The sequence below is a fragment of the Stappia sp. BW2 genome, from assembly GCF_008107695.1.
In the GTDB taxonomy this organism is placed as follows: domain Bacteria; phylum Pseudomonadota; class Alphaproteobacteria; order Rhizobiales; family Stappiaceae; genus Roseibium.
Genome location: NZ_VIRG01000053.1, coordinates 292,848 through 313,818, shown reverse-complemented (window position 1 = coordinate 313,818; position 20,971 = coordinate 292,848). Strand labels below are relative to the sequence as shown.

At 59.8% G+C, this 20,971-nt stretch carries 20 protein-coding genes and 1 tRNA gene; 14 read left to right on the top strand and 7 right to left on the bottom strand.

What is annotated here, in order from left to right:
* Positions 1–51: 51 nt before the first annotated feature.
* Positions 52–897, bottom strand: coding sequence for an N-formylglutamate amidohydrolase (locus FMN63_RS05755; RefSeq protein ID WP_286192550.1), 846 nt, complete (start codon positions 895–897; stop codon positions 52–54).
* A gap of 446 nt (positions 898–1,343) precedes the next feature.
* Here FMN63_RS05755 and cpdR point away from each other — a divergent pair, with 446 nt between their 5' ends.
* From cpdR to FMN63_RS05730, 5 genes are all read left to right on the top strand, one after another.
* Positions 1,344–1,703 (top strand): cell cycle two-component system response regulator CpdR, encoded by a 360-nt coding sequence (cpdR, locus tag FMN63_RS05750; RefSeq protein WP_148582983.1) that lies wholly within the window; start codon positions 1,344–1,346, stop codon positions 1,701–1,703.
* Between the two features lie 149 nt (positions 1,704–1,852).
* Positions 1,853–1,927 (top strand) — tRNA-Val (locus FMN63_RS05745).
* Positions 1,928–2,076: 149 nt separating this feature from the next.
* Complete coding sequence (gene ykgO / locus FMN63_RS05740) at positions 2,077–2,202, top strand: type B 50S ribosomal protein L36 (RefSeq protein WP_006932207.1); 126 nt, start codon at positions 2,077–2,079, stop codon at positions 2,200–2,202.
* A 162-nt stretch (positions 2,203–2,364) separates the two neighbouring features.
* Positions 2,365–3,027, top strand: a complete 663-nt coding sequence (locus tag FMN63_RS05735) for a tetratricopeptide repeat protein (protein WP_148582982.1) — start codon at positions 2,365–2,367, stop codon at positions 3,025–3,027.
* A 100-nt stretch (positions 3,028–3,127) separates the two neighbouring features.
* Entirely contained in the window at positions 3,128–4,141 is a 1,014-nt protein-coding gene (locus FMN63_RS05730; RefSeq protein ID WP_209000954.1) for an alpha/beta fold hydrolase, read from the top strand.
* 56 nt (positions 4,142–4,197) lie between these two features.
* Here FMN63_RS05730 and pyk read toward each other — a convergent pair whose 3' ends face one another.
* Positions 4,198–5,634 carry a pyruvate kinase gene (pyk, locus tag FMN63_RS05725; RefSeq protein WP_148582980.1) on the bottom strand — a complete coding sequence of 479 codons (1,437 nt, stop codon included), beginning with the start codon at positions 5,632–5,634 and terminating at the stop codon, positions 4,198–4,200.
* Entirely contained in the window at positions 5,631–6,068 is a 438-nt protein-coding gene (locus tag FMN63_RS05720; RefSeq protein WP_006932202.1) for a DUF1036 domain-containing protein, read from the bottom strand. Before FMN63_RS05720 ends, pyk begins: the two co-directional genes overlap by 4 nt.
* Positions 6,069–6,529: 461 nt before the next feature.
* Between FMN63_RS05720 and FMN63_RS05715 the strand changes: the two genes are divergently transcribed.
* The 3 genes from FMN63_RS05715 to FMN63_RS05705 all read left to right on the top strand — a co-directional run bounded on the left by FMN63_RS05715 (position 6,530) and on the right by FMN63_RS05705 (position 8,096).
* Positions 6,530–7,339: an N-formylglutamate amidohydrolase gene (locus FMN63_RS05715; protein ID WP_148582979.1), complete on the top strand. Its 810-nt coding sequence runs from the start codon at positions 6,530–6,532 to the stop codon at positions 7,337–7,339.
* 37 nt (positions 7,340–7,376) lie between these two features.
* Complete coding sequence (locus tag FMN63_RS05710) at positions 7,377–7,673, top strand: DUF1244 domain-containing protein (protein WP_148582978.1); 297 nt, start codon at positions 7,377–7,379, stop codon at positions 7,671–7,673.
* Positions 7,674–7,826: 153 nt separating this feature from the next.
* The gene (locus FMN63_RS05705) at positions 7,827–8,096 is read left to right on the top strand and encodes a DUF2312 domain-containing protein (RefSeq protein WP_148582977.1); all 270 of its coding nucleotides are present in this window, start codon (positions 7,827–7,829) and stop codon (positions 8,094–8,096) included.
* Between the two features lie 82 nt (positions 8,097–8,178).
* On the opposite strand, the gene mepK is transcribed toward FMN63_RS05705, so the two are convergent.
* Together mepK and FMN63_RS05695 are read right to left on the bottom strand one after the other, a co-directional pair.
* The gene (mepK, locus tag FMN63_RS05700; protein ID WP_209000971.1) at positions 8,179–9,936 is read right to left on the bottom strand and encodes a peptidoglycan L,D-endopeptidase MepK; all 1,758 of its coding nucleotides are present in this window, start codon (positions 9,934–9,936) and stop codon (positions 8,179–8,181) included.
* A 319-nt stretch (positions 9,937–10,255) separates the two neighbouring features.
* Positions 10,256–11,830 carry a sigma-54-dependent transcriptional regulator gene (locus tag FMN63_RS05695; RefSeq protein ID WP_148582975.1) on the bottom strand — a complete coding sequence of 525 codons (1,575 nt, stop codon included), beginning with the start codon at positions 11,828–11,830 and terminating at the stop codon, positions 10,256–10,258.
* A 191-nt stretch (positions 11,831–12,021) separates the two neighbouring features.
* Between FMN63_RS05695 and FMN63_RS05690 the strand changes: the two genes are divergently transcribed.
* From FMN63_RS05690 to FMN63_RS05670, 5 genes are all read left to right on the top strand, one after another.
* On the top strand, positions 12,022–13,848 hold the full coding sequence (locus FMN63_RS05690; RefSeq protein ID WP_148582974.1) for a M3 family oligoendopeptidase: 1,827 nt from the start codon (positions 12,022–12,024) through the stop codon (positions 13,846–13,848).
* 11 nt (positions 13,849–13,859) lie between these two features.
* Complete coding sequence (locus FMN63_RS05685; protein ID WP_148582973.1) at positions 13,860–14,762, top strand: heme-dependent oxidative N-demethylase family protein; 903 nt, start codon at positions 13,860–13,862, stop codon at positions 14,760–14,762.
* A gap of 303 nt (positions 14,763–15,065) precedes the next feature.
* Entirely contained in the window at positions 15,066–16,445 is a 1,380-nt protein-coding gene (locus FMN63_RS05680; protein WP_148582972.1) for an ABC1 kinase family protein, read from the top strand.
* A 155-nt stretch (positions 16,446–16,600) separates the two neighbouring features.
* Positions 16,601–16,882 (top strand): aa3-type cytochrome c oxidase subunit IV, encoded by a 282-nt coding sequence (locus tag FMN63_RS05675; protein WP_148582971.1) that lies wholly within the window; start codon positions 16,601–16,603, stop codon positions 16,880–16,882.
* 102 nt (positions 16,883–16,984) lie between these two features.
* Complete coding sequence (locus tag FMN63_RS05670; RefSeq protein ID WP_148582970.1) at positions 16,985–17,656, top strand: pseudouridine synthase; 672 nt, start codon at positions 16,985–16,987, stop codon at positions 17,654–17,656.
* A 209-nt stretch (positions 17,657–17,865) separates the two neighbouring features.
* On the opposite strand, the gene FMN63_RS05665 is transcribed toward FMN63_RS05670, so the two are convergent.
* On the bottom strand, positions 17,866–18,720 hold the full coding sequence (locus FMN63_RS05665) for a tetratricopeptide repeat protein (RefSeq protein WP_162854996.1): 855 nt from the start codon (positions 18,718–18,720) through the stop codon (positions 17,866–17,868).
* Between the two features lie 167 nt (positions 18,721–18,887).
* On the bottom strand, positions 18,888–19,115 hold the full coding sequence (rpsU, locus tag FMN63_RS05660) for a 30S ribosomal protein S21 (RefSeq protein ID WP_008188883.1): 228 nt from the start codon (positions 19,113–19,115) through the stop codon (positions 18,888–18,890).
* A gap of 403 nt (positions 19,116–19,518) precedes the next feature.
* On the opposite strand from rpsU, the gene FMN63_RS05655 reads away from it, so the two are divergent.
* Entirely contained in the window at positions 19,519–20,916 is a 1,398-nt protein-coding gene (locus tag FMN63_RS05655) for an MATE family efflux transporter (protein ID WP_162854995.1), read from the top strand.
* The last annotated feature ends 55 nt before the right edge of the window (positions 20,917–20,971 follow it).

Below are 20,971 nucleotides of genomic sequence, written 5' to 3'. Positions count from 1 at the left end.
TAGACTCGGGCCGCCTCTTTCGAGAGCGGCCTTTTTTTTGTCCTGATGGTTTTATTCCGCTGCGATGGAATCTGCCGGCAGGGCTGCGTCCGGCATGGATGTCAACTCGCGGGCAAACTGGCGCAGATTATGAAAGAGGTCACCAAAGCCAGGAGTTGGCTGGTGCGTTTCCTCGTCCATATAGAGCCCGCGATTGATTTCGATCTGTAGGGCGTGAAGGCCGCTTGTGGGGCGGCCGTAGTGCTCGGTGATGAAGCCGCCTGCGTAAGGCTTGTTGCGGGAAACGCTATAGCCCATTTCCTTCAGAACCGAGCAGGCGAAGTCCGTGAGTTCACTGGTGCAGCTTGTGCCGTAGCGGTCACCAAGGATGAAGTCCGGGCGCGTGTCGGTCGTCTGGCATTTCACGCTGGACGGCATGGAGTGGCAATCGATCAGAACAGCAAAGCCGAAGGTCACGTGGGTCTGGGCCAAAAGCCGGCGCAATGTCGTGTGATACGGCTTGTAGATTTCCTCCACGCGGCTGAGTGCCTCGGCAACCGGCAGCTTGTGCCGATAGATCTCGTGGTTCTCGCTGACGATGCGGGCCACCGTGCCAAGACCGCCTGCCACGCGTATCGAGCGGCTGTTTGCATAAGTCGGCAGGCGTCCCTCGAACATTTTCGGATCGAGTTCGTAGGGTTCGCGATTCACATCGAGATAGGCTCTGGGAAAGTGCGCACGCAGAAGCGGTGCACCCAGCGGTACGACATGGGTGAACAGATCGTCGACAAAAGCGTCTTCCGACCGCCGGATCGCGGTTTCGTTCAGACGGGAGGAAGCAAGAAAACCTTTGGAATATTGCCGTCCGGAATGAGGCGAATTGAAAACGAACGGCACCCTCTGGTCTGCCGGGCACAGAACTTCGAATGCGGGAAAGCCGTTAAAATCCGCCTCGAAAGAGGCTGGGGAGGAAGGCTGCTTGTCGTCCGTCAATGCTGTGTCCTGGTTGCCGCCCGGTGCAGGCCATTTCCTATGGTGCCAAGGAATCGTCGCGCCGTCCACCTCGAGAGGATCAAAAGCCTGCGCACTTGTGGGCAATGCCGCTGCGAAAGAGGGCGCTGACAGTCGGTTTGCGCGGGCCTGGCAGAGGCTCAGCGCGTTGCAAGGGGAGGTGGCTGGATGATTTCCCCTGCGTTAAGAGGGCTTCCCGTATGGGAGGCCCCATGGAAGGGTTGTTCTCAACAACTGGCTATCCACACCATGGGTGTGTGAGCCAATTCACCCTATCATTCTGTGGAATTCGAGCTATAACCGGCAGAAAGGGAACAGAGAGCCCACACGAACAAAGGACCTGGTCAATTACGATGCCGCGTATCCTGCTTGCCGAAGATGATAATGATATGCGCCGCTTTCTGGCGAAGGCGCTGGAAAATGCCGGTCACGACGTCGTTTCGTTCGACAACGGCAAAAGCGCCTACGAGCGCCTGCGCGAAGAACCGTTTTCATTGCTTCTGACCGATATCGTGATGCCTGAAATGGACGGGATCGAGTTGGCCCGCCGGGCGACGGAACTCGATCCGGATCTCAAGGTGATGTTCATAACGGGTTTTGCAGCTGTTGCGCTCAATCCGGAATCGGATGCGCCCAAGGACGCGAAAGTCCTTTCAAAGCCGTTCCATCTGAAGGACCTGGTGCAGGAAGTGGAACGCATGCTGGCCGCCTGACAAGGTGGTGACGCTGCGGAAAACTGGGGCTGACAACCGGGCTGGGGAAATTTTGACGGTTCGGTGAAAAAGGGGGGTTGCACAGTTTGCCGATCCCCGTTATATCGCACTCCACCACGGCGCTGGGGCGCCGGACTACCGAGAAATTCGGGCGTGTAGCTCAGCGGGAGAGCACTTCGTTGACATCGAAGGGGTCACAGGTTCAATCCCTGTCACGCCCACCATTATTGCGCTGATCAAGGTTTCGAGAGGCGCGGGTTGATCTGAAGACAGGCGCAAGTTCTGCCGCTGCTTCAAGGCCAATCCAGTTAAACGTGAGCGCCTTTGGCGCTCATTTGGTTTATAGAAGCAGGACCCTTGTGGGGACAGTGACATGAAGATCAAAAATTCGCTCAAAGCGCTCATGACCCGCCACCGCGACAACCGCATGGTTCGCCGTAAAGGCCGTGTCTACATCATCAACAAGAAAAACCCGCGTTTCAAAGCACGCCAGGGCTGATCTTGTTGCTGCGCATAGCGTGGCGAAAGACCCGGAAACCTCTTCCTGAGCAAGGCCTTGTCTTGTTGTTCGAGGAGTGAATCGGGCCATTGCCACGCTGGTGCACGAAGATGTGTCAAATTCCAGGATTGACCGCCGCATCCAACGACCCATAATCGTCGGATGCGGATTTTTGTGTTTGGCTTTCTGTTTCTTGCTGGTGCCGGTCTCGCTGGCGCACAGCCTGTTCCCGATCTCGGTCCGGAGGTAGAGCCTCCGTCCGCCGAAGACTTCAACGCGCTTCCTGACGATCTTCCGGAAGAAGGTGGGCAGGTGGTGGTCGAGGAGACAGATCCGGACGACGAGAAGTCTCGTCTGGATGAGCTTTTTGCCAACCTCGCCAAATCGGACAATCCAAAGGAAGCCTCGCGTATCGGCCGGGAAATCCAGATGCTCTGGATGGAATCGGGTAGCGATACGGTAGACGTGCTGATGTCCCGGGCCGGCAAGGCCATCCAGGCTGATGATCATGCCTTGGCGCTTGACCTGCTGGACACGGTCGTCATCCTGAAGCCGGCCTATGCGGAAGGCTGGAACAGGCGTGCGACAGTCCATTACATGCAAGAGGATTTCGGCAAGTCTCTGGTGGATATCGAGCGCACACTGGCGCTGGAGCCACGTCATTGGGGAGCCTTGTCGGGCCTTGCAATTATTCAGCGGCGTCTGGGGTTTGAAAGCGAGGCGCTGACGACGTTCAAGCGGGCGCTTGAAATCAATCCGAGCCTGGAAAATGCCTCCAAGGCCGTGAAGGATCTGGAAGAAGAAGCCGAGGGCGAAGCCACCTGAGGGCGGCTCAGCGTTTTCTCCGGTGCCGGCGGAGCTGATTGCTGCCAGACTTGAATGTTGCCAGACTTGATTGTCGTGTGGGCGGTGCTATGTCCGCAGTATGATCACGTTCCTGATTGTTCTTCTCGCCGCCGCCGGATTGTTTTTCGCCTATTCTCTTTTCAGGGCAGGGCAGATTTCGCGTACCTATGAACCCGACGGTCATCTTGCCGAGGTGGATGGTGCGCAGATGCACTATCACTTCGTTCCCGCATCTGAAGCGGCCAGCGAGCAGCCTGTGCTGGTGTTCCTGCATGGCGCCAGCGGCAATGCCTATGACATGAAACTTGCGTTTGAGGGCGCTTTTGGGGGGCGTTACCCGCTGCTCTTCATCGATCGCCCCGGACTTGGGTTCTCACAGCGCTCAAGAACAGGGCAGAACACCCCGGAGAGCCAGGCAAGGCTGATCACCGGCCTACTTGAAAAGCTTGGCATCGAGTCCGCCATTGTGGTGGGGCATTCGCTTGGAGGAGCCGTCACGGCAGCGGTGGGCCTCGCCGTGCCGGAGAGGGTGAAAGGGCTTGTCTTCCTGGCACCCGTCAGCCACGTGTGGCCGGGCGGGGTCAACTGGTACTACACGGTTGCGGCACTGCCCGTCATCGGCTGGCTGTTTTCCAGAACACTGACGATCCCGGTTGGCGAGCGGCTGGTGCAGCAGATGCTGAGGCATGTTTTTCATCCCGATCCACCGGTTGAAGGCTATGCCGATGCGGTCCGTGTGCCGCTGCTCTTCCGGCCTGAAAGCTTTCGCTCGAACGCGGCGGACATATGCAGCCTGAGGCAGGCTGTCCGGCAGCAGTCGGCGCATTACGGGCACCTTGACCAACCGACGCTGATCATCACCGGAACAAAAGACGCGGTGGTCTGGCCGTCGATCCATTGTGAGGGCCTGTTACAGGATGTGCCGGATGCGGAGTTGCTGATGCTGGGCGCAGCGGGGCACATGCCGCAGCATACGCATACGGATGAGATCGTCTCCGGTATCGACAGGCTGGTGGCTCGCGTCGTGGCGTCGGGCGGCAAGGCGAAGGCAGTTGGAACAGGGGCCGAGCCAGAACCAGTTCCCACGGCATGAAAAAGGCGGCCTGGAGGCCGCCTTTTCGTATTCGGATCGTTTAACCGATTAGATCGTCAAATGCCGCCCTGGCCGTCGTTTCCGACAAAGGCAATCCGCAGCATGTTCGTGGAACCCGGCGTTCCGAACGGTACGCCCGCGGTCACGATGATGCGCTGGCCCGGTTTTGCGAACTCCTCGGAGAAGGAGATTCGGCAAGCGCGGTCGATCATGTCTTCTTCAGTGGAGGCATCTTCACTGACCACGCAGTGCAGGCCCCAGCCAAGCGACAGGCGGCGTGCCGTCGCAAGCACCGGCGACAGAACGATGACCGGGCTGGACGGACGCTCACGCGAGGCACGCAGGCCTGTTGCGCCGGAGGTCGTGTAGCAGACGACAGCAGCCAGGTTCAGCGTTTCGGCAATCTGCCGGGCAGCTGCCGAAATTGCGTCGGCGCCAGTGGCTTCCGGTTCGGTCCGCTGTGCATAGATGATGTTGCGGTAGTTGGGGTCCTGTTCCACCTGCTGGGCGATCTTGTCCATGGTGGACACCGCCTCGATGGGGAAATCACCGGCGGCAGATTCGGCCGACAGCATGACCGCATCGGCACCTTCAAACACGGCAGTGGCGACGTCGGACACCTCGGCGCGGGTCGGTACCGGTGCGGTGATCATGGATTCCAGCATCTGCGTGGCGATCACAACCGGCTTGCCGGCGCGGCGGCAGGCACGGGTGATGCGCTTTTGCAGGCCGGGAACCTGTTCCAGCGGCAGTTCCACGCCCAGGTCGCCACGGGCAACCATGATGGCGTCGGACAGCTCGATGATCTCGTCCAGCCGGCCGATAGCCTGCGGCTTTTCGATCTTGGCCAGAACGCCGGCGCGGCCACGGGTGATCTTGCGCACTTCGGCGATGTCATCCGGACGCTGCACGAAGGACAGGGCGACCCAGTCGACATTCTGGTCGAGAGCCGCGATCAGGTCCTTGTGGTCCTTCTCGGTCATGGCGCTGGTCGCGATTTCCGAATCGGGAACGCTGACGCCCTTGCGGTCGGACAGCTTGCCGCCGACGATGACTTCCGTCACCGCTCTGGTGCGGTCGGCTTCCAGAACCTTGAGCTGGATCTTGCCGTCGTCGAGCAGCAGGCGGTGGCCCGGCTCGAGTGCCTGAAGAATTTCGGGATGCGGCAGATGCACCCGGTCCACGCTACCGCCGGACTTGTCGGCGTCCAGTGTGAACGTTGCGCCGTTTTCCAGCATTACTGGACCCTCGGCAAAAGTTCCCACGCGCAGCTTGGGCCCCTGTAGATCGGCCAGAATGCCGATTGGCCGTCCAACCTTCTCCTCAACAGAACGGATGCGTTCGACAAGCATCTTCAGACGATCATGATCGGTATGGCTCATATTGATGCGGAAGACGTCCGCACCGGAGCGATACAATTTTTCGATGATGTCTTGTTCTGAGGAAGAGGGTCCGAGAGTTGCAAGAATTTTGACTCGCCGGTTACGCCTCATCGCCCACCTGTCCCCTGTTGCACGGGTTCGGTCAGCTGGACCGTCCAGCTGCTCTGTTCGCCCGTGTCGATTTCAAAAAAGCCCGTCCGCTCGAATCCGCGAGCCACACAGTCCTCAATACCGCGAATGGTGAATTCCTTTTCCCGGGTGCACATGAACGCCCGGCCACCCCATTCGCCGAATTGGTCATAATCAACTGCGTAGATGTAATAGTATCGTGACACCAGCGCCCCGGGTACCAGGGTCTCGCAGGAGTTGGACGCAAGGTTCCACCAGCCTTCGGTAACCCAGTCGGTCTTGTCCTTGTAGCCGATGGCTACACCAACCTGACTGTCGGTCTTGTTGCAAAGGCGCAGATCGGCTCTGGCTTCGTCACTGGATGCGGAGAAAAACAGCACGGCAAGGAAAGCAGCAAAGGCAAATTTCACAGGCACGCTGACACATGCCCGAGACCCGCCCTGGTTCCGTTCCCCAACCTTAAACATATGCAGTCATTCGCTTTGCTGCTTTACAGACATTCGCTTTTTGCGTCGACAAGGGGGCCTTGTCAACGTCGTTAACGGGATACGGAGTCTTTCGCCCAGACTTGTTTCCCGAACCGTCCGGATTTTTTATCCGATTGAACAGTCTCACCCCCTATGCCGTCAGAAATGGGGCGGGAACATGACCGCACCGCCTCATATCGATGTTAGATGCCCATAAAGCGTATACCGCGTTGTTAACACGTTGGCAAAATCAACGGGCGATAGATAGAGCACAGGCGTACGGAAGGTGTGGATGGTCTGCTCAAACGCTGTCTGAAAGCGGTGTTTTCGGGCTTGGTTCCGCCGCTGCTTTGCCGTAAACCTGACCGCCTGCACGATAGCGAGCCACAGAAGTTTCCGTGAAGCGAGACATGATAGAACCAGCTGCCGAAACCGGCCGGGCCTTTCAGCCGACCGAATATGTAAAAGGCGATTTAACTTCCGGCGTGCTGCTCCTGTGCGATCATGCCCGCAACACCGTTCCGGAGCCCTATGGCGATCTCGGTGTTCCGGCAGATCAGTTCGAACGGCATATCGGTTACGATATTGGTGCGCGCGCGGTGACGCTCGAATTGGCGAAGCGGCTGAATGCGCCGGCTTGCCTGACCACCTTTTCGCGCCTGCTGATCGATCCCAACCGGGGCGATGACGACCCGACGCTGATCATGCGTCTGTCGGATGGCGCCGTGGTGCCGGGCAATGCCAAGGTCGACATGAACGAACGGGCGAACAGGATAGAGCGGTTCCACAAACCCTATCACGATCTCATAGACCAGACGCTGGACGCCATGGTCGAGGGGAGCGATCCGCCGGTGATCTTTTCCATTCACAGCTTCACACCGGTCTGGCGCGGTGTGCCGCGGCCCTGGCATGTCACTGTGCTGTGGGACAGCGACCCGCGGGCCGTTCAGCCCTTGCTGGAGGGTTTGAGGGCGCAGGACGATATCATTGTGGGCGACAATGAACCTTACGACGGGGCTCTCAAAAACGACACAATGTACCGGCACGCAACGCGCCGTGGACTGGCACATGCGCTTCTGGAACTGCGGCAGGACCTGATTGCAGACGACGCCGGAGCGCTTGAATGGGCGGACCGCCTCGAGCCGGTCATCAGAAAAATTGCCGGCATGTCCGACTGCCGGCGCATCCATCATTTCAAGTCGCGCAGCGACGCCGCTTAAGGCCGGTTCACCGGTCCGGTTGAGGGAGACCTTCGAGATGGACGATCAAACGAAACTCGAACTGGAAGCTGCCGTTTTCAGGCGCCTTGTTGACCATCTGCGCGGTCGAACTGACGTGCAGAACATCGACATGATGAATCTGGCCGGCTTCTGCCGCAACTGCCTGTCCAACTGGTATCAGGACGCTGCGAAGGAAAAGGGTGTTTCACTGGAAAAAGCCGAGGCCCGGGAAATCGTCTACGGCATGCCTTATGACGACTGGAAAGCCAAATACCAGTCCGAGGCGACAGCGGATCAGCAGGCGGCTTTCGAAAAGAACAAACCCCAACATTGAGCCTGCACTGGCCAGAACGCGCATGGCTGCTTGACGGCCGGTGCGCAGTCTGGCAACGCACGGCCAGGTGATTGACGGCGGCTGAAGATCAGCCGCAGCCATTAAGACCGCGCATAGCGCGACACGGAAGAACGAGAAGGAGAAACAGAAAACATGTCCGATCCCGGTGGAGTGGCAGGCGACCAGCTGCGTGCATTCGTAGAGCGTATCGAGCGTCTGGAAGAAGAAAAGAAAGTCATCTCCGATGACATCAAGGACGTCTACGCGGAAGCCAAGGGCAACGGCTTCGACGTCAAGATCCTGCGGAAGGTGGTTTCCCTGCGCAAGAAGCAGCCTCATGAGCGTGAAGAAGAAGAGGCGGTTCTCGATCTCTACCTGCACGCACTCGGCATGGCCGGCAGTGCCGGTGGCGCTGAAGGCTGATCAGCGGAAAGAACCGCACCCTGACATGAAAAGAGCGGCAGAAATGCCGCTCTTTTTTTATCTGGATTTTCCGTCTGACCGCTTAGCGGGCGAAGCGGACCGGAAGGATGACGACGGCCGGACCGTCGAAACGGTCTGTCCGCAGGCCATTGTAGGCATTGCTTTCAAAGCTGGCGGAAACGAAGCGGTTGCCGGGCATCATCACGTTCTTCAACTGGCGCTGGTTCGGGTGGCTGAGCCATGCGAATGCGCGGTGCCGTGTGGTGCCTGCGCCCGACAAGAGCGTCGGGGCGGACTTGTCAGGCAAGCTCGCGAATCCGGCCAGCGGGTCGACAATCTGGTCGCGGGGGATCCGGCCAGAGACGGACGGCTGACGGGCCGGGGCAGCCTTGGCGGTTGCGCTGGGGGCTGGCCGTTTGGCCTGTGCCCGTGCCGGCTCGTTGACCGACGGCCGCAGCGAGCGGCTCAAGGCGGGCGGTGTCGCCGAGGCGGATGCGTAGGCGAGTGTGGTTTCCGAGCGAGGTGCAGGAACCGGTGAGGGCACGGAAGTGCCCGTGGCTGCTGCGATTGCAGCGACCGGATCGTCGGTCGGCGCAGAGCCCGGAACCGGGACATCGCCGCTCAGGCCAAGATTTGCTGCAGCGACCCTGGCTGCATCGCTGAGGCCCTTGCTCGGTTTATGCACCGGTAGGCGCGTGGCAACCTGGAACCGCGAATCAATCGTTTTCTCGGGAACGGAGCCAGTAGCCGGGCTGGCCGCCGTTGGCTGGCCGGTCTCGATGGCGAACCGCTGTGCATCAAGTGTGTTGGGTGCAGGCGGAGGCGTCTTGCTTGCGGCAACGGAGGGAATATCCGCAGGCGGTTTGACGATCGGTGCGCTGCTGGCCACGACAATCGGTGCCGCTGCCGGAGCTGCTGCTGGAGCTTCCGGTTCGGTGCCAAGGATTTTCCGGCCGGGAACCGGCGGATTTTCGATCACGACGGCAGGAGCCGCGGCCGTAACCGGCGCGGATCGTGTGTTGCCGACCGCTCCCGGGCGCTTCGCTGCGTTATCGTCGCGGTTATTGCCGCCGCCAAACAGGCTGGCGAACAGGTTGCCGCCACCGGAAGAATCGTTGTCATTCTTCGCGGTCACCGGGATAGGCTTGCCTGGACTCGTCAGGTTCTGATTACGGGTGCTCAGGCCCTTGGAAGAGCTCGAGCGTGTGTTGGAGGCAACAATCGTCGGTTTGGAACTGCGCGAGCGGCCGGATTTGCTTTCGGCGAGCGCAAGCTTGTAGCCGCTCAGCGGTTTGCCGTCTGAAGGAATGTGAAGCGTCTTGCCATCGGGAAACACGCGGGCCAGCTGGGAGCGGGTCATGCGCGGCCAGTGACGGACGCTGCCGGTGTCCATGTGAACGAACGGCGAGCCGGATCTTGGATAGTAACCCACGCCGCCCACTTGCTTGCGCAGCCCGGTGGCGCGCAAGGTCGCAAGCTTTACGCCGGGAATGAAGAAGTCCATGGCCTTGCCGAGCGTGTGCTGGCTGTTCTTGGCAACGCCCGAGGACCGCTTGCGCAGCATGTTGTTGGTCGCGGGGGACCGGTAGCTGGAAACCACGTGGATCGGCTGGCGGGCGCCCACCTTCTGGTACACTTCCCAGACGAGATCCAGAAGTTCCGGATCGATCTTGGTCATCTCGTTGCGGCGCCAGTCGCGCAGGAAGCGGTTGGCTTCGCGCAGACCGTCGGGCAGATACCGACCGTTTTTCTTGAAGGTAATGGAGACACGCTCTTTGGTGTGCGCGTTGTACAGCTTCAGGGTACGCGTCTCGGCCTGGGCAAAGGTGACCAGACACATAGACACAACAGCAAACGCGCCGGCCGCTTTCGCGGCACGCTTCAGCCAACCGACGGCGTCGAAATCAACTAACCGTGTACGCAATCTCTATCTCGCCGTTTTCAGTGGGCTTTCACCCATCCCGTGCTCCCCAGCAGGACTTACATCCTAGCCGCCGCAGGTTAAGAAGTTTTTACCCTAATTTCGCTTTGCTGATAATCGTTGCCTAACTGCAACGGCGCAAGCGCATAGTGTAAAAACGCTCAGGTAGTGGTGGTTACCCGGAGAATGCGTCAAAATATCGTCGAAATCGATGGTTGGCGCTATGATTTGCCTCAATTCAGGCTGCCGCGTCGGTACCGCTTTCGTCGAGTCCGTATTCCTTGAGCTTGCGATAGAGTGTGGATCTGCCGATTCCAAGCCGTTTGGCAACTTCCGTCATGCGGCCGGAGTAATGATTGATCGCTGCTCGAATCAGTTCCTCCTCGATGTCGGTCAGCTTGCGCACATGGCCATCCTGGTCGAGATTGCGCATGAAGCCGAACGGTGCCGATTGTTCGAAACCTGACTGAGGTGCGTGGGCTGAAGGTGCAGGATGCGGCGTTGCCGTGGGTTCGCTTGGGCGAACTGGAGCTGCGGCAAGATCACCGCCCGGCATCCGGTCCGGGTGGGCCACTGGTGTCTGCGGCTGGTGTGTTGCGCCCGGCGCAGCGGTCTGCTCCGTAGCGGCCGCGACCTGCGGAAAATCGTTGATTGTCAGTTGCGGGCCGTCGCACAGGACAACTGCCCGGAAAACCGCATTTTCAAGCTGCCTGATGTTCCCCGGCCAGTGATAGTCCTGCAGCATGGCGAGCGTATCGGCGGTGACGCCCGCCACCTGGGGCTTGCCTTCCTCGGCCGCAAACCGGGCCAGGAAATGGCGGGTCAGCGCGGGAATATCCTCGCGGCGGTCGCGCAGCGGGGGGATCCAGATCGGAAACACGTTCAGACGGTAGTAAAGGTCCTCGCGGAAGACGCCTTCCTTCACCTGATCGATCAGTCGCCGGTTTGTCGCCGAAATCAGCCGGAAGTCCACCTTCACCGGACGGCGGGCACCTATCGGGTCGATCTCGCTTTCCTGCAACGCACGCAGCAGCTTGACCTGAACATCCTGTGGCAGCTCGCCGACTTCATCCAGGAACAGGGTACCGCCATGGGCTTCCTGAAATTTGCCGACGTGTTTGTCGACCGCGCCGGTAAAGGCACCTTTTTCGTGTCCGAACAGAATCGATTCGACCAGATTGTCAGGGATGGCGCCGCAATTGACGGTGACCAGTGGTTTGGATTTGCGGTCGCTGGAGCCCTGGATGGCGCTGGCGATCATTTCCTTGCCGACGCCGCTTTCCCCCTCGATCAGGATCGGGATGTTTGATGCCGCGGCCCGTTTGCCCAGATTGATCACCCGCTCCATTGCCGGAGAGTGGGTGATGATGTCGGCAAAGGTCAGTGTGCCGGACGCCTGCTTGCGGATCCGGGTGATCTCGCCTTCCAGCGCGGATGTTTTCAGCAGGTTGCGGATCGAAACATTCAGCCGCTCCGGTGCCACCGGTTTGACCACGAAATCCTGTGCGCCCGCGTTCATGACGTTGACAACGGTATCGATGCCGCCGTGCGCAGTCTGGACGATCACCGGCGTTGCGTTCTTGTCGGACCGCAGCCGCTCCAGAACGCCCAGGCCATCGAGCTCGGGCATCACCATGTCGAGGATGATCAGATCGATCTCGCTTGCTTCTGCGCTCGACATGATGCGCACCGCTTCAGCGCCGTTCTCGGCGGTCTTCGACCGGTAGCCGAATTTCTTCACGGCTTCCTGCAGCAGCCTGCGCTGGATGGGGTCGTCGTCAACAATGAGAATTTTGCCGCTGAGTGCTTGCATTGGCGGTTTCGCTCGTCCCAAATTGTCTCGTTTCGAACCATTCTGGTCGCAATTGGGTAAACAAATCGTCCAAGGACGGGCAAAAAAGTTTACATACCCAGATTGCGGGCGGGCCTTTTCCCGGCCTACTAATTCTAGCAACACATGATTGCCGGACCTCGTTCGTCCGGTGGCGCACCGGAGAAGATAATTTGCCCCTTCCACATCCCGTCTTTGCCCCGCAGGCTGCCGCTTCCGCAAATCTCGGGTCTCTTCCCGAATGGGACCTCACGGATCTTTACCCTGCTGTCGACGCGCCGGAGGTTGCTGCCGATCTGAAGGAGGTCCTGGATCGGTCAAAGACCTTCGAGACGTCCTACAAGGGCAGGCTGGCCGAAATGGCGCAGACCAACGTTTCCGCGCTGGTGACGGCGATCCGCGCCTATGAGGATCTGGAAGACCTAATGGGCCGGCTGATTTCCTTCGCCGGTCTCGTCTATTCGGAAAACACCATCAAACCGGCGTCGCAGAAATTCTACGGCGACGTTCAGGAGCAGATCACGACGGCCAGTTCGCATCTTCTGTTCTTCACGCTGGAAATGAACAAGATCGACGACGCGGTGATGGAGACCGCGCTTGAGGACGGCCAGTTCGCGCATTACCGGCCCTGGATCGAGGATCTGCGCAAGGGCAAGCCCTATCAACTTGAAGACAGGGTGGAGCAGCTGTTCCACGAGAAGTCCGTCACCGGAGCAGGGGCCTGGAACAGGCTTTTCGACGAGACGATGGCCTCGCTGACCTTCGATGTCGATGGCCAGGAGCTTTCCATCGAACCGACGCTCAATCTGCTGGTGGATCCTTCGTCTGACACCCGGCGGAAGGCGTCGGAAGCCTTGACGAAAACCTTCAAGGAAAACCTGCGCACCTTCACGCTGATCACCAACACGCTGGCCAAGGACAAGGAAATCTCCGACCGCTGGCGGAACTTCACCGACATTGCCGACAGCCGCCACCTGTCCAACCGGGTCGAGCGGGAGGTGGTCGACGCGCTTGTGGCCGCCGTGCGTGATGCCTATCCGCGTCTGTCGCACCGCTACTACAAGCTGAAGGCAAAGTGGCTGGGGATGGACCAGCTCAACACCTGGGACCGCAACGCGCCCCTGCCCAACGCCGACACGCGCGTGATCCCCTGGGACGAAGCGAAAGACACGGTGCTGTCCGCATACAGCGCGTTTTCTCCTGACATGGCGGAAATCGCGGGCCGGTTCTTCGACCGGCGCTGGATCGATGCGCCGGCCCGGTCCGGCAAGGCGCCCGGAGCCTTTGCCCATCCAACCGTGCCGAGCGCGCACCCCTATGTGCTGGTCAACTACCAGGGCAAGATCCGCGACGTGATGACGTTGGCGCATGAGCTTGGCCACGGCGTTCACCAGGTGCTGGCAGCGCCCAACGGGCCGCTGATGGCGCCGACGCCGCTGACCCTGGCCGAAACGGCAAGCGTCTTCGGCGAGATGCTGACCTTCAAGTCACTGCTTGCCAAGGCGGACAATCCGCAAACCCGCAAGCTGATGCTGGCCTCCAAGGCGGAGGACATGATCAACACCGTGGTGCGCCAGATCGCCTTCTACACATTCGAGCGCAAGGTCCATACGGAGCGTCGCAACGGTGAGCTGACGTCGGAAAAGATCGGCGAACTGTGGCTGTCCGTGCAGGGCGAAAGCCTTGGTCCCGCGATCAAGTTGAGCGAAGGCTATGAAACCTTCTGGACCTACATTCCGCACTTCATCCATTCGCCGTTCTACGTTTATGCCTATGCGTTCGGCGATTGCCTGGTGAACTCGCTCTATGCGGTTTACGAGGAAGCGGAGACCGGCTTCCAGGAGAAGTATTTCGACCTTCTGAAGGCCGGCGGTACCAAGCATCATTCCGAACTGCTGGCACCTTTCGGACTGAGTGCGGTCGATCCGGATTTCTGGAAGAAAGGTCTTTCGGTGATCGAGCGGATCATCGACGAACTGGAAGCGCTGGAAGAGGCCTGACGCGGTATTCAATGACACGGCAACCGTCGCCCCCCTTCCATCACACGCCCTATGACGGCACCAGCCAGCCCTTCACCGTCGGCCTGAAGCCGATTGGTGAGGAGGCCTGGCTTGAGCCCGATCCCTTTCTGGCGAAACACCTGGCCGAGAAGAACCGGTTGTTTTCGGACCACCTTGAAACGGTGTTTCGGGCAGAGGACGATACTGCTTCCGCGCAGCAGGAGGTGTTGGACCTCGTTACGGAGAACCTTGCAAGGTTTCATCAAGAGACCCACAGGGTGGCGGGCGACGCGGTCGAGATTGTTGCCACCGGCGAGCGGGTACTGCTTGCCGGCTCACATCCGCTGATGACCGCGGCGCGTCTCGTGCAGGAAGATCTCGTTTTGATGCGGCCCGGTCCGGATGGCTACAGGCTCGCGGCCGCCGCGCTGTGTTTTCCCTCGTCCTGGTCTCTGGCGGAGAAATTCGGGCAGTCCATGACGGGTATTCACGACAATGTCCCCGGCTTCAACGGAAGCCGCATGGGTACGATGGTGGCCCGGATATTCGACAATCTGAAAGCCGGACAGTTTCTGGAGCGCTTCAACTGGTCGATCTATCCGGACGGCGATCTTCACCACCCGTTGCCCAAACAGATCCGCGTCAAGATTGATGACGGTGCGCTGGGACAGCTTTTCCTCCGGGTCGAACGGCAGACCCTGCGACGCTTGCCGGGCTCCGGCGATATCCTGTTCACGATCAAGATCCATCATGACCCTCTGGCGGCACTGGAAGCGCAGGAAGGACGCGCGGATCTGGCAGATGGTTTGCGGACACAGCTTCTTGCCCTTGATGCGGACCAGCTTGCCTACAAGGGGCTTGTGGCAACGCGGGACGATCTGACCCGGGCGCTTGAAAAAATCAGCCAGAGCTAGCGGTTATTCTGGTCCCCGCAATTGCCGAGGCATTCGGCCGCAGACTGGCTCTCACCTGACGTTCGCTGCCTTCGGAGGAAGCCGGCTCCTCTTCCGGTTTGCTGGCGGTTATCGAACAGAGCGGCTATCTCCGAAGATAACCCGGCGTTGGGGGCTGGAGAACGGCCTGCGTCGGAATAGCGGCTGGCGGAACTGGATATTGCTGCGGTAGGTCATATTTAGTTTCTGGAGACTGCCTCCCAACGATTTGGCGCGTCGGGCGTTTCATGGAGCGCCCGATGTCACAAAGGAGTTCGCCACCGCATGGCCGAAAGCAAAGACCGCGAAAGCAATCGCCTCAGCGCCCGGATGGGGCGCTATGCCAAAGTGGGCACAAACATGGGCGGGATTGCCGCCAAGGTGGCCGGTGCCCGGTTGTTCGGCATGGAACTCGACAATGCCAAGAATGCGTCTGAACTTGCGGCGGCCCTTGGAGGGCTGAAGGGGCCGTTGATGAAAGTGGCGCAGCTTCTGTCGACAATTCCCGATGCCTTGCCGCCGGAATACACCACCGAGCTTGCCAAGTTGCAGGCAAGCGCGCCGCCGATGGGCTGGGCCTTCGTCAAACGCCGGATGCGTGCCGAACTTGGCGCGAACTGGCAGGACCGGTTTGCCGAATTTGGCAAGGAACCGTCGGCGGCGGCTTCCCTTGGACAGGTGCACCGGGCCACCGGTCACGACGGTAGGGTTCTGGCCTGCAAGCTGCAGTATCCGGACATGGCCTCGGCGGTCGAGGCAGACCTCAGCCAGTTGCAGATGCTGTTTTCACTGCACCGGCGCATGAGCCCGGCCATCGATACACGGGAAATCACCAAGGAAATCAGCGCCCGGGTCCGTGAGGAACTCGACTATGCCAGGGAAGCGGCGAATATCGCTGTCTACCAGGGAATTCTGGGAGATTTCGACCGCATCCGCGTGCCTGAAGTGGTCAAGGATCTGTCGACAAAACGGCTGCTGACCATGGGGTGGCTCACCGGGAAACCCCTGCTCGACTACAAGGACCATAGCCAGGAAGAGCGCAATCTGCTTGCCAGAACCATGTTCCACGCCTGGTGGCACCCGTTCAGCCATTTCGGCGTTATTCACGGTGATCCACACCTGGGCAATTACACCGTTTTCGAGCAGGAGGGCGTTCCGGCGGGAATCAATCTGCTCGATTACGGCTGTATCAGGATTTTCCCCGAAGCCTTCGTCGAGGGTGTTGTCGAACTCTATCGGGGCCTCTTGGAAGAGGACAACGACAGGGTTGTGGCGGCCTATGAGCGCTGGGGGTTCAAGGATCTGAAGAAGGAAGTCATCGAGGTTCTGAATATCTGGGCGAGGTTTATCTATGGGCCGCTGCTCAGTGACCGTGTCCGGTCAATTGCTGATGGCGTTTCGGCGGCCGAATACGGACGCAAGGAGGCGTTCCGTGTGCATTCCGCCTTGAAGCAACTGGGCCCGCTCACGGTGCCGCAGGAATTCGTCTTCATGGACAGGGCCGCGATCGGACTTGGGGGTGTCTTCCTCCATCTGCGGGCGGAACTCAATTTCTTCCAGCTCTTCAACGAACAGATCGACGGCTTTGATGCGGCAACCGTGCGCAAGCGGCAGGACGATGTGCTGACTGCTGCGGGCCTTGCGGGGGCCTCGCACGCCGCATGATTGTCCGCCCGTTTGTCCTGCCGGCAGGGGCACCGGTAGCAAGCTTGTCAAAAAGTCGCGACCTGTGTGACGAATTGTGCACTTCCCATCATTGCCGAACCGGGAAGCTTTATTGTATGTAGACTGCCGACTATAGAATTTTCCTGGGGGACTTCATGTCTGACGATACTGCGCCTGCAATGGACTATGACGCTCACGAGCAGACTTACGAGGGGTTCATCAACTTCTCCAAGATCGGCACGATCGCAGTCCTGACCATTGTTGTCTGCCTCATCATGTTCGCGTTCGGCGGCACCGCTGCTGCTGTGTTCGGCTGGTTGATGCTGATTGCAACCCTTGTTGCCACCGCTGTCGGCATGGCGCTGGGCTCCTCCGGCTGGATCCCGCCTGCAGGCGTGTTCGTTCTGAGCGGCATTCTGGCGATCCTGACCGTCTGAGCTATTGCCGGACCTGAATGGTTCGCAAAGCACTGTCGAACACAACTGTTTTTGGAAAGGCGCGGTCAGATCCGCGCCTTTTGTCATTGGACCTCAAGTGCGATGAACCAAGCCGCGCCAGCCTCCTTTGTCTATGCCCCACCGCTGGAGCCGTTTCTGACGGTGCTGCACGCAGATGACGATCTTCTCGTACTCGACAAGCCGAGCGGTCTTTTGAGCGTGCCCGGCAAGGCGGCCGAGCATAGTGACTGCATCGAAAGCCGCGCGCAGGAACGCTACGCGGATGCGCGGATCGTGCACAGGCTCGACATGGATACCTCAGGTGTCATGGTTCTGGCGAGAAACCCGGCGGCGCATCGGCATCTGGGGCTTCAGTTCGAACGGCGCAAGACGCTCAAAACCTACATTGCCGATATCTGGGGAAGCCCGATCGAGAATGAGGGCGAGATCGATTTACCGCTGATCTGTGACTGGCCGAACCGGCCCAAGCAGATGGTCAGTCTGGAACTCGGCAAGCCCGCGCTGACGCGGTGGCAGGTGCTGGAACGGAATGAGACGACGACACGGGTCCGTCTGTTCCCGCATACCGGACGTTCGCATCAGTTGCGTGTCCACATGCTGGCTCTAGGCCATCCGATTGCCGGGGACAGGTTCTATGCCGAAGGCGCAGCGCTGGCTGCTTCCGCGAGGCTCGCCCTTCATGCAGAAACTCTGGAACTGCATCATCCGGCGAATGGTGACCGGGTCTGTTTCCGTTCCGACGTGCCGTTCTAAGCGTTTCTCGCCAAGGGTCCCGGAAGGGGACTGGAAATCATTGGCCGAAGCTGGCTTTTCTTCGTCGGGAACGGAGGATTAGCAACGAATCGGCTCGAAAGCACCGAAACGAACAAGCGCTTACGTTGAAGTGCGTGCTGCCGCACCATGCGCTCGCATCAAGCTGCGAGCGTCAGCCGGGTGTAAGTCTCGGGCGTACCTGGCCCGGATCAGCCGTTGCCGACGCGGCGAAGACCTTCACGGGCGATCTTGTTGGAATTGTCCAGCGTGATCGCGCGGGTGAAGCTCCGGCGGGCGTCTTTCGGCTGGTCGAGCATTTCCTGGGCGAGGCCCCGGTTTGCCCAGGCAATGGCGGAATCCCGGTCGAGATTGACGGCCATCGACAGGTCCGAGAAGGCGGCTTTCGGGTCGTTCACAGCGATGTAGGAGATACCGCGGGCGATATAGGGCGCGCTGGCCTTCGGGTTGAGGCCGATGGCGGTCGCAAAGTCCTCGATCGCGCGCTGATTCTGGTTCTGGGCCTGGTAGATCAGGCCGCGATTGTAGAATGCGCGGGCATCGCTGCTGTCACGGGTGATGACGGAATTGAAGTCGGCGAGGGCGGCGTTGTAGTTGCCCTGCTGACGATAGATGTTGCCACGTCCGACATAAGCCACGTCATAGTCCGGCTTGATGTTGATGGCGCTGGTGTAATCGGCAATCGCCTGCTGGTCCTGGCCCATGCGGCGATAGACGAGACCGCGGTTTGCATAGGTCTGATAGGACTGCGGGTTCAGTTGCAATGCCTTGTTGAAATCCTCGACGGCCCTGTCCAGTTTGCCGGCCTGGCCGTAGGCGATGCCGCGGGTGCTGTAGGCACTGGCATCGTTCGGATTGGCATCGATCACCGCTGACAGTGAGGCGATGTTGGTCGAAGAGCCGGCGGAGGCATTGGTCGGCACGTCGTTGTAGACACCCGACGTGTTACAGGCCGCCAGCATGGAGGCCAGTCCGATCAACGTTGCATGAGGCAGGAATTTGCGCATGCGGCACAGACGATCTCTAAGGGTCATACGATTAGACATGCCGTTCATCTGCCTCCAATAGGGCGTGAGTATGGCTGCACGGAACTCTTTGGGAGGAGCCTGATGCATTCTCCGCAAACGCCAAAAGCCGACCGGAACGTCGGTCGGCCTTAGGGCAATTTTGAGAAGATTGGCGGCCAAACCCGCCAGAAACGCTCAAGCCGAACTTAGCGGCGAGCGGACTTGCCCGGAAGCAGGCCTTCACGCTGTGCCCGCTTGCGAGCCAGCTTGCGTGCACGGCGAATTGCTTCAGCCTTTTCACGCGCCTTCTTTTCAGACGGTTTTTCAAAATGACCGCGAAGTTTCATTTCACGGAAGATGCCTTCGCGCTGCATCTTTTTCTTGAGCGCCTTAAGCGCTTGATCGACATTATTGTCGCGAACCAGAACCTGCACGCGTTTTTTCCCGTTTTCGATGCGCTGCAGAGGATCCGCAGCAAGAAGAACAATGATGGAAGCGAGGCTTCGCCAACGAACCTTACGGTGGTTTCAACAACACATGCGTATGCCCATCGGCGTACCGATCAATCAAGCATCCACTTGTGTACAGAGACCTTATCGCCGCTGACGCGTCGCTCACTTTGGCGGGGTTAATACCAGAGCAAACCCTACGTGTCCACAGGCTTTCGCAAAGAAACCCGCCAAAATCGGATTCCGGCGGCTAGGCCGGAGAGTGTCCGCACCCCTCAGAACAGGTGTGGACACGGTAGTGTATCACGACTAGAGGTGGATGTCTCACCCTGGTCAATCGAGCCTCGTACAAGAAGGCATGACCTTGCCCTCATAGTTGGAGGAAACTATGGCGCAGCACGCGTCAAGGGCTCCCGATTCGGACAAGAGCCAGTCCCTTTGGCGGAGCGACATTCAGCCGACTCTTACATTGGGTTTGCCGTTGGCAGGCGCCCAGTTGGCCCAGATGGCCATCAACACCACCGACGTGCTGATGATCGGACGGCTTGGCGCGCAGGAACTTGCTGCCTCCGTGCTGGCGTTCAATTTCTACATGCTGGTCTGGTTCTTCGGCATGGGCTTGCTGCAGGCTGTGATCCCGCTTGCCGCCCGTGCCCGTGGTCAGCGCAAACCGCGTGACCTGCGCCGTGCCGTACGCATGGGGTTCTGGATTTCGGTCCTGTTCTGCATCCCTGTCTGGGGCGTTCTTCTGTTTATCGAGCCGATACTTCTGCTGCTCGGGCAGGAGCCGGAGCTTGCCAGGCTTGCCGGTATCTATATGGCCTTCCTGCAATGGACGATGCTGCCGGCGTTGCTGATCATGGCCGTCCGCGGCTTTCTGACGGTTATGGAACGCACGCAGGTCGTGCTCTGGGCGACCATTGCAGGCGCTGTTGCAAACGCTTTTCTGGATTATGTGCTGATCTTCGGCGAGTGGGGCTTTCCGCGTCTGGAGCTGGTGGGAGCGGGGATTGCGTCCGTCTTGAGCTCGGCCACGACATTCCTGTTCCTGCTGGCTTACGCCATGCTGCATCCCAAACTGCGGCGCTACAACATACTTGGCCGGATATGGCGGTCGGACTGGCCGGTCTTTTTCCAGATCGTCCGGCTGGGCACACCGATTGCGCTGACCATCATTGCCGAAGGATCTCTTTTCACCGCCTCATCGGTGATGATCGGCTGGCTGGGCACATTGCCGCTTGCCGGACACGGCATTGCGCTGCAGATCGCGTCCATCACGTTCATGGTGCCTGTCGGGCTGTCCGTGGCCGCCATGACCCGCGTCAGCCTTGCCTCCGGCCGGGACGATCACAAGGGGGTTGGCCGCGCCGGCTGGACGGCGCTGGCCGTGACCATGCTGTTCATGGGCTTCTTCGCCATCCTGTTCTGGACGATCCCGGAGCAGCTTGTGGGCGCGTATCTCGACCTGAGCGATCCGGAAGCCAGGGAAGTCATGACCTATGGGGTTTCGTTCCTGATGGTGGCGGCGCTGTTCCAGCTTGCAGACGGTGGCCAGATTATCGGCGTCAACAATCTGCGCGGCCTGGGGGACACGACAATCCCGCTGTTCTATGCCCTGTTCGGTTATTGGGTCGTCGGCATCAGCCTGTCGCTTGGACTGGGGTTTGTAGCCGAGTGGGGCGGAGTGGGCGTCTGGTGCGGGTTGGCTGGCGGTCTTGCGTCCGTTGCGGTGCTGGCGAACCTGCGCTTTGCCCGGCGGGAGAAGCTGGGCCTCGTGCCGGGCTGAGGCGTGCCGCTTAGGCGGCGGCGCGGCGCCACAACAAAAAGCCCCGGCTCAAGGC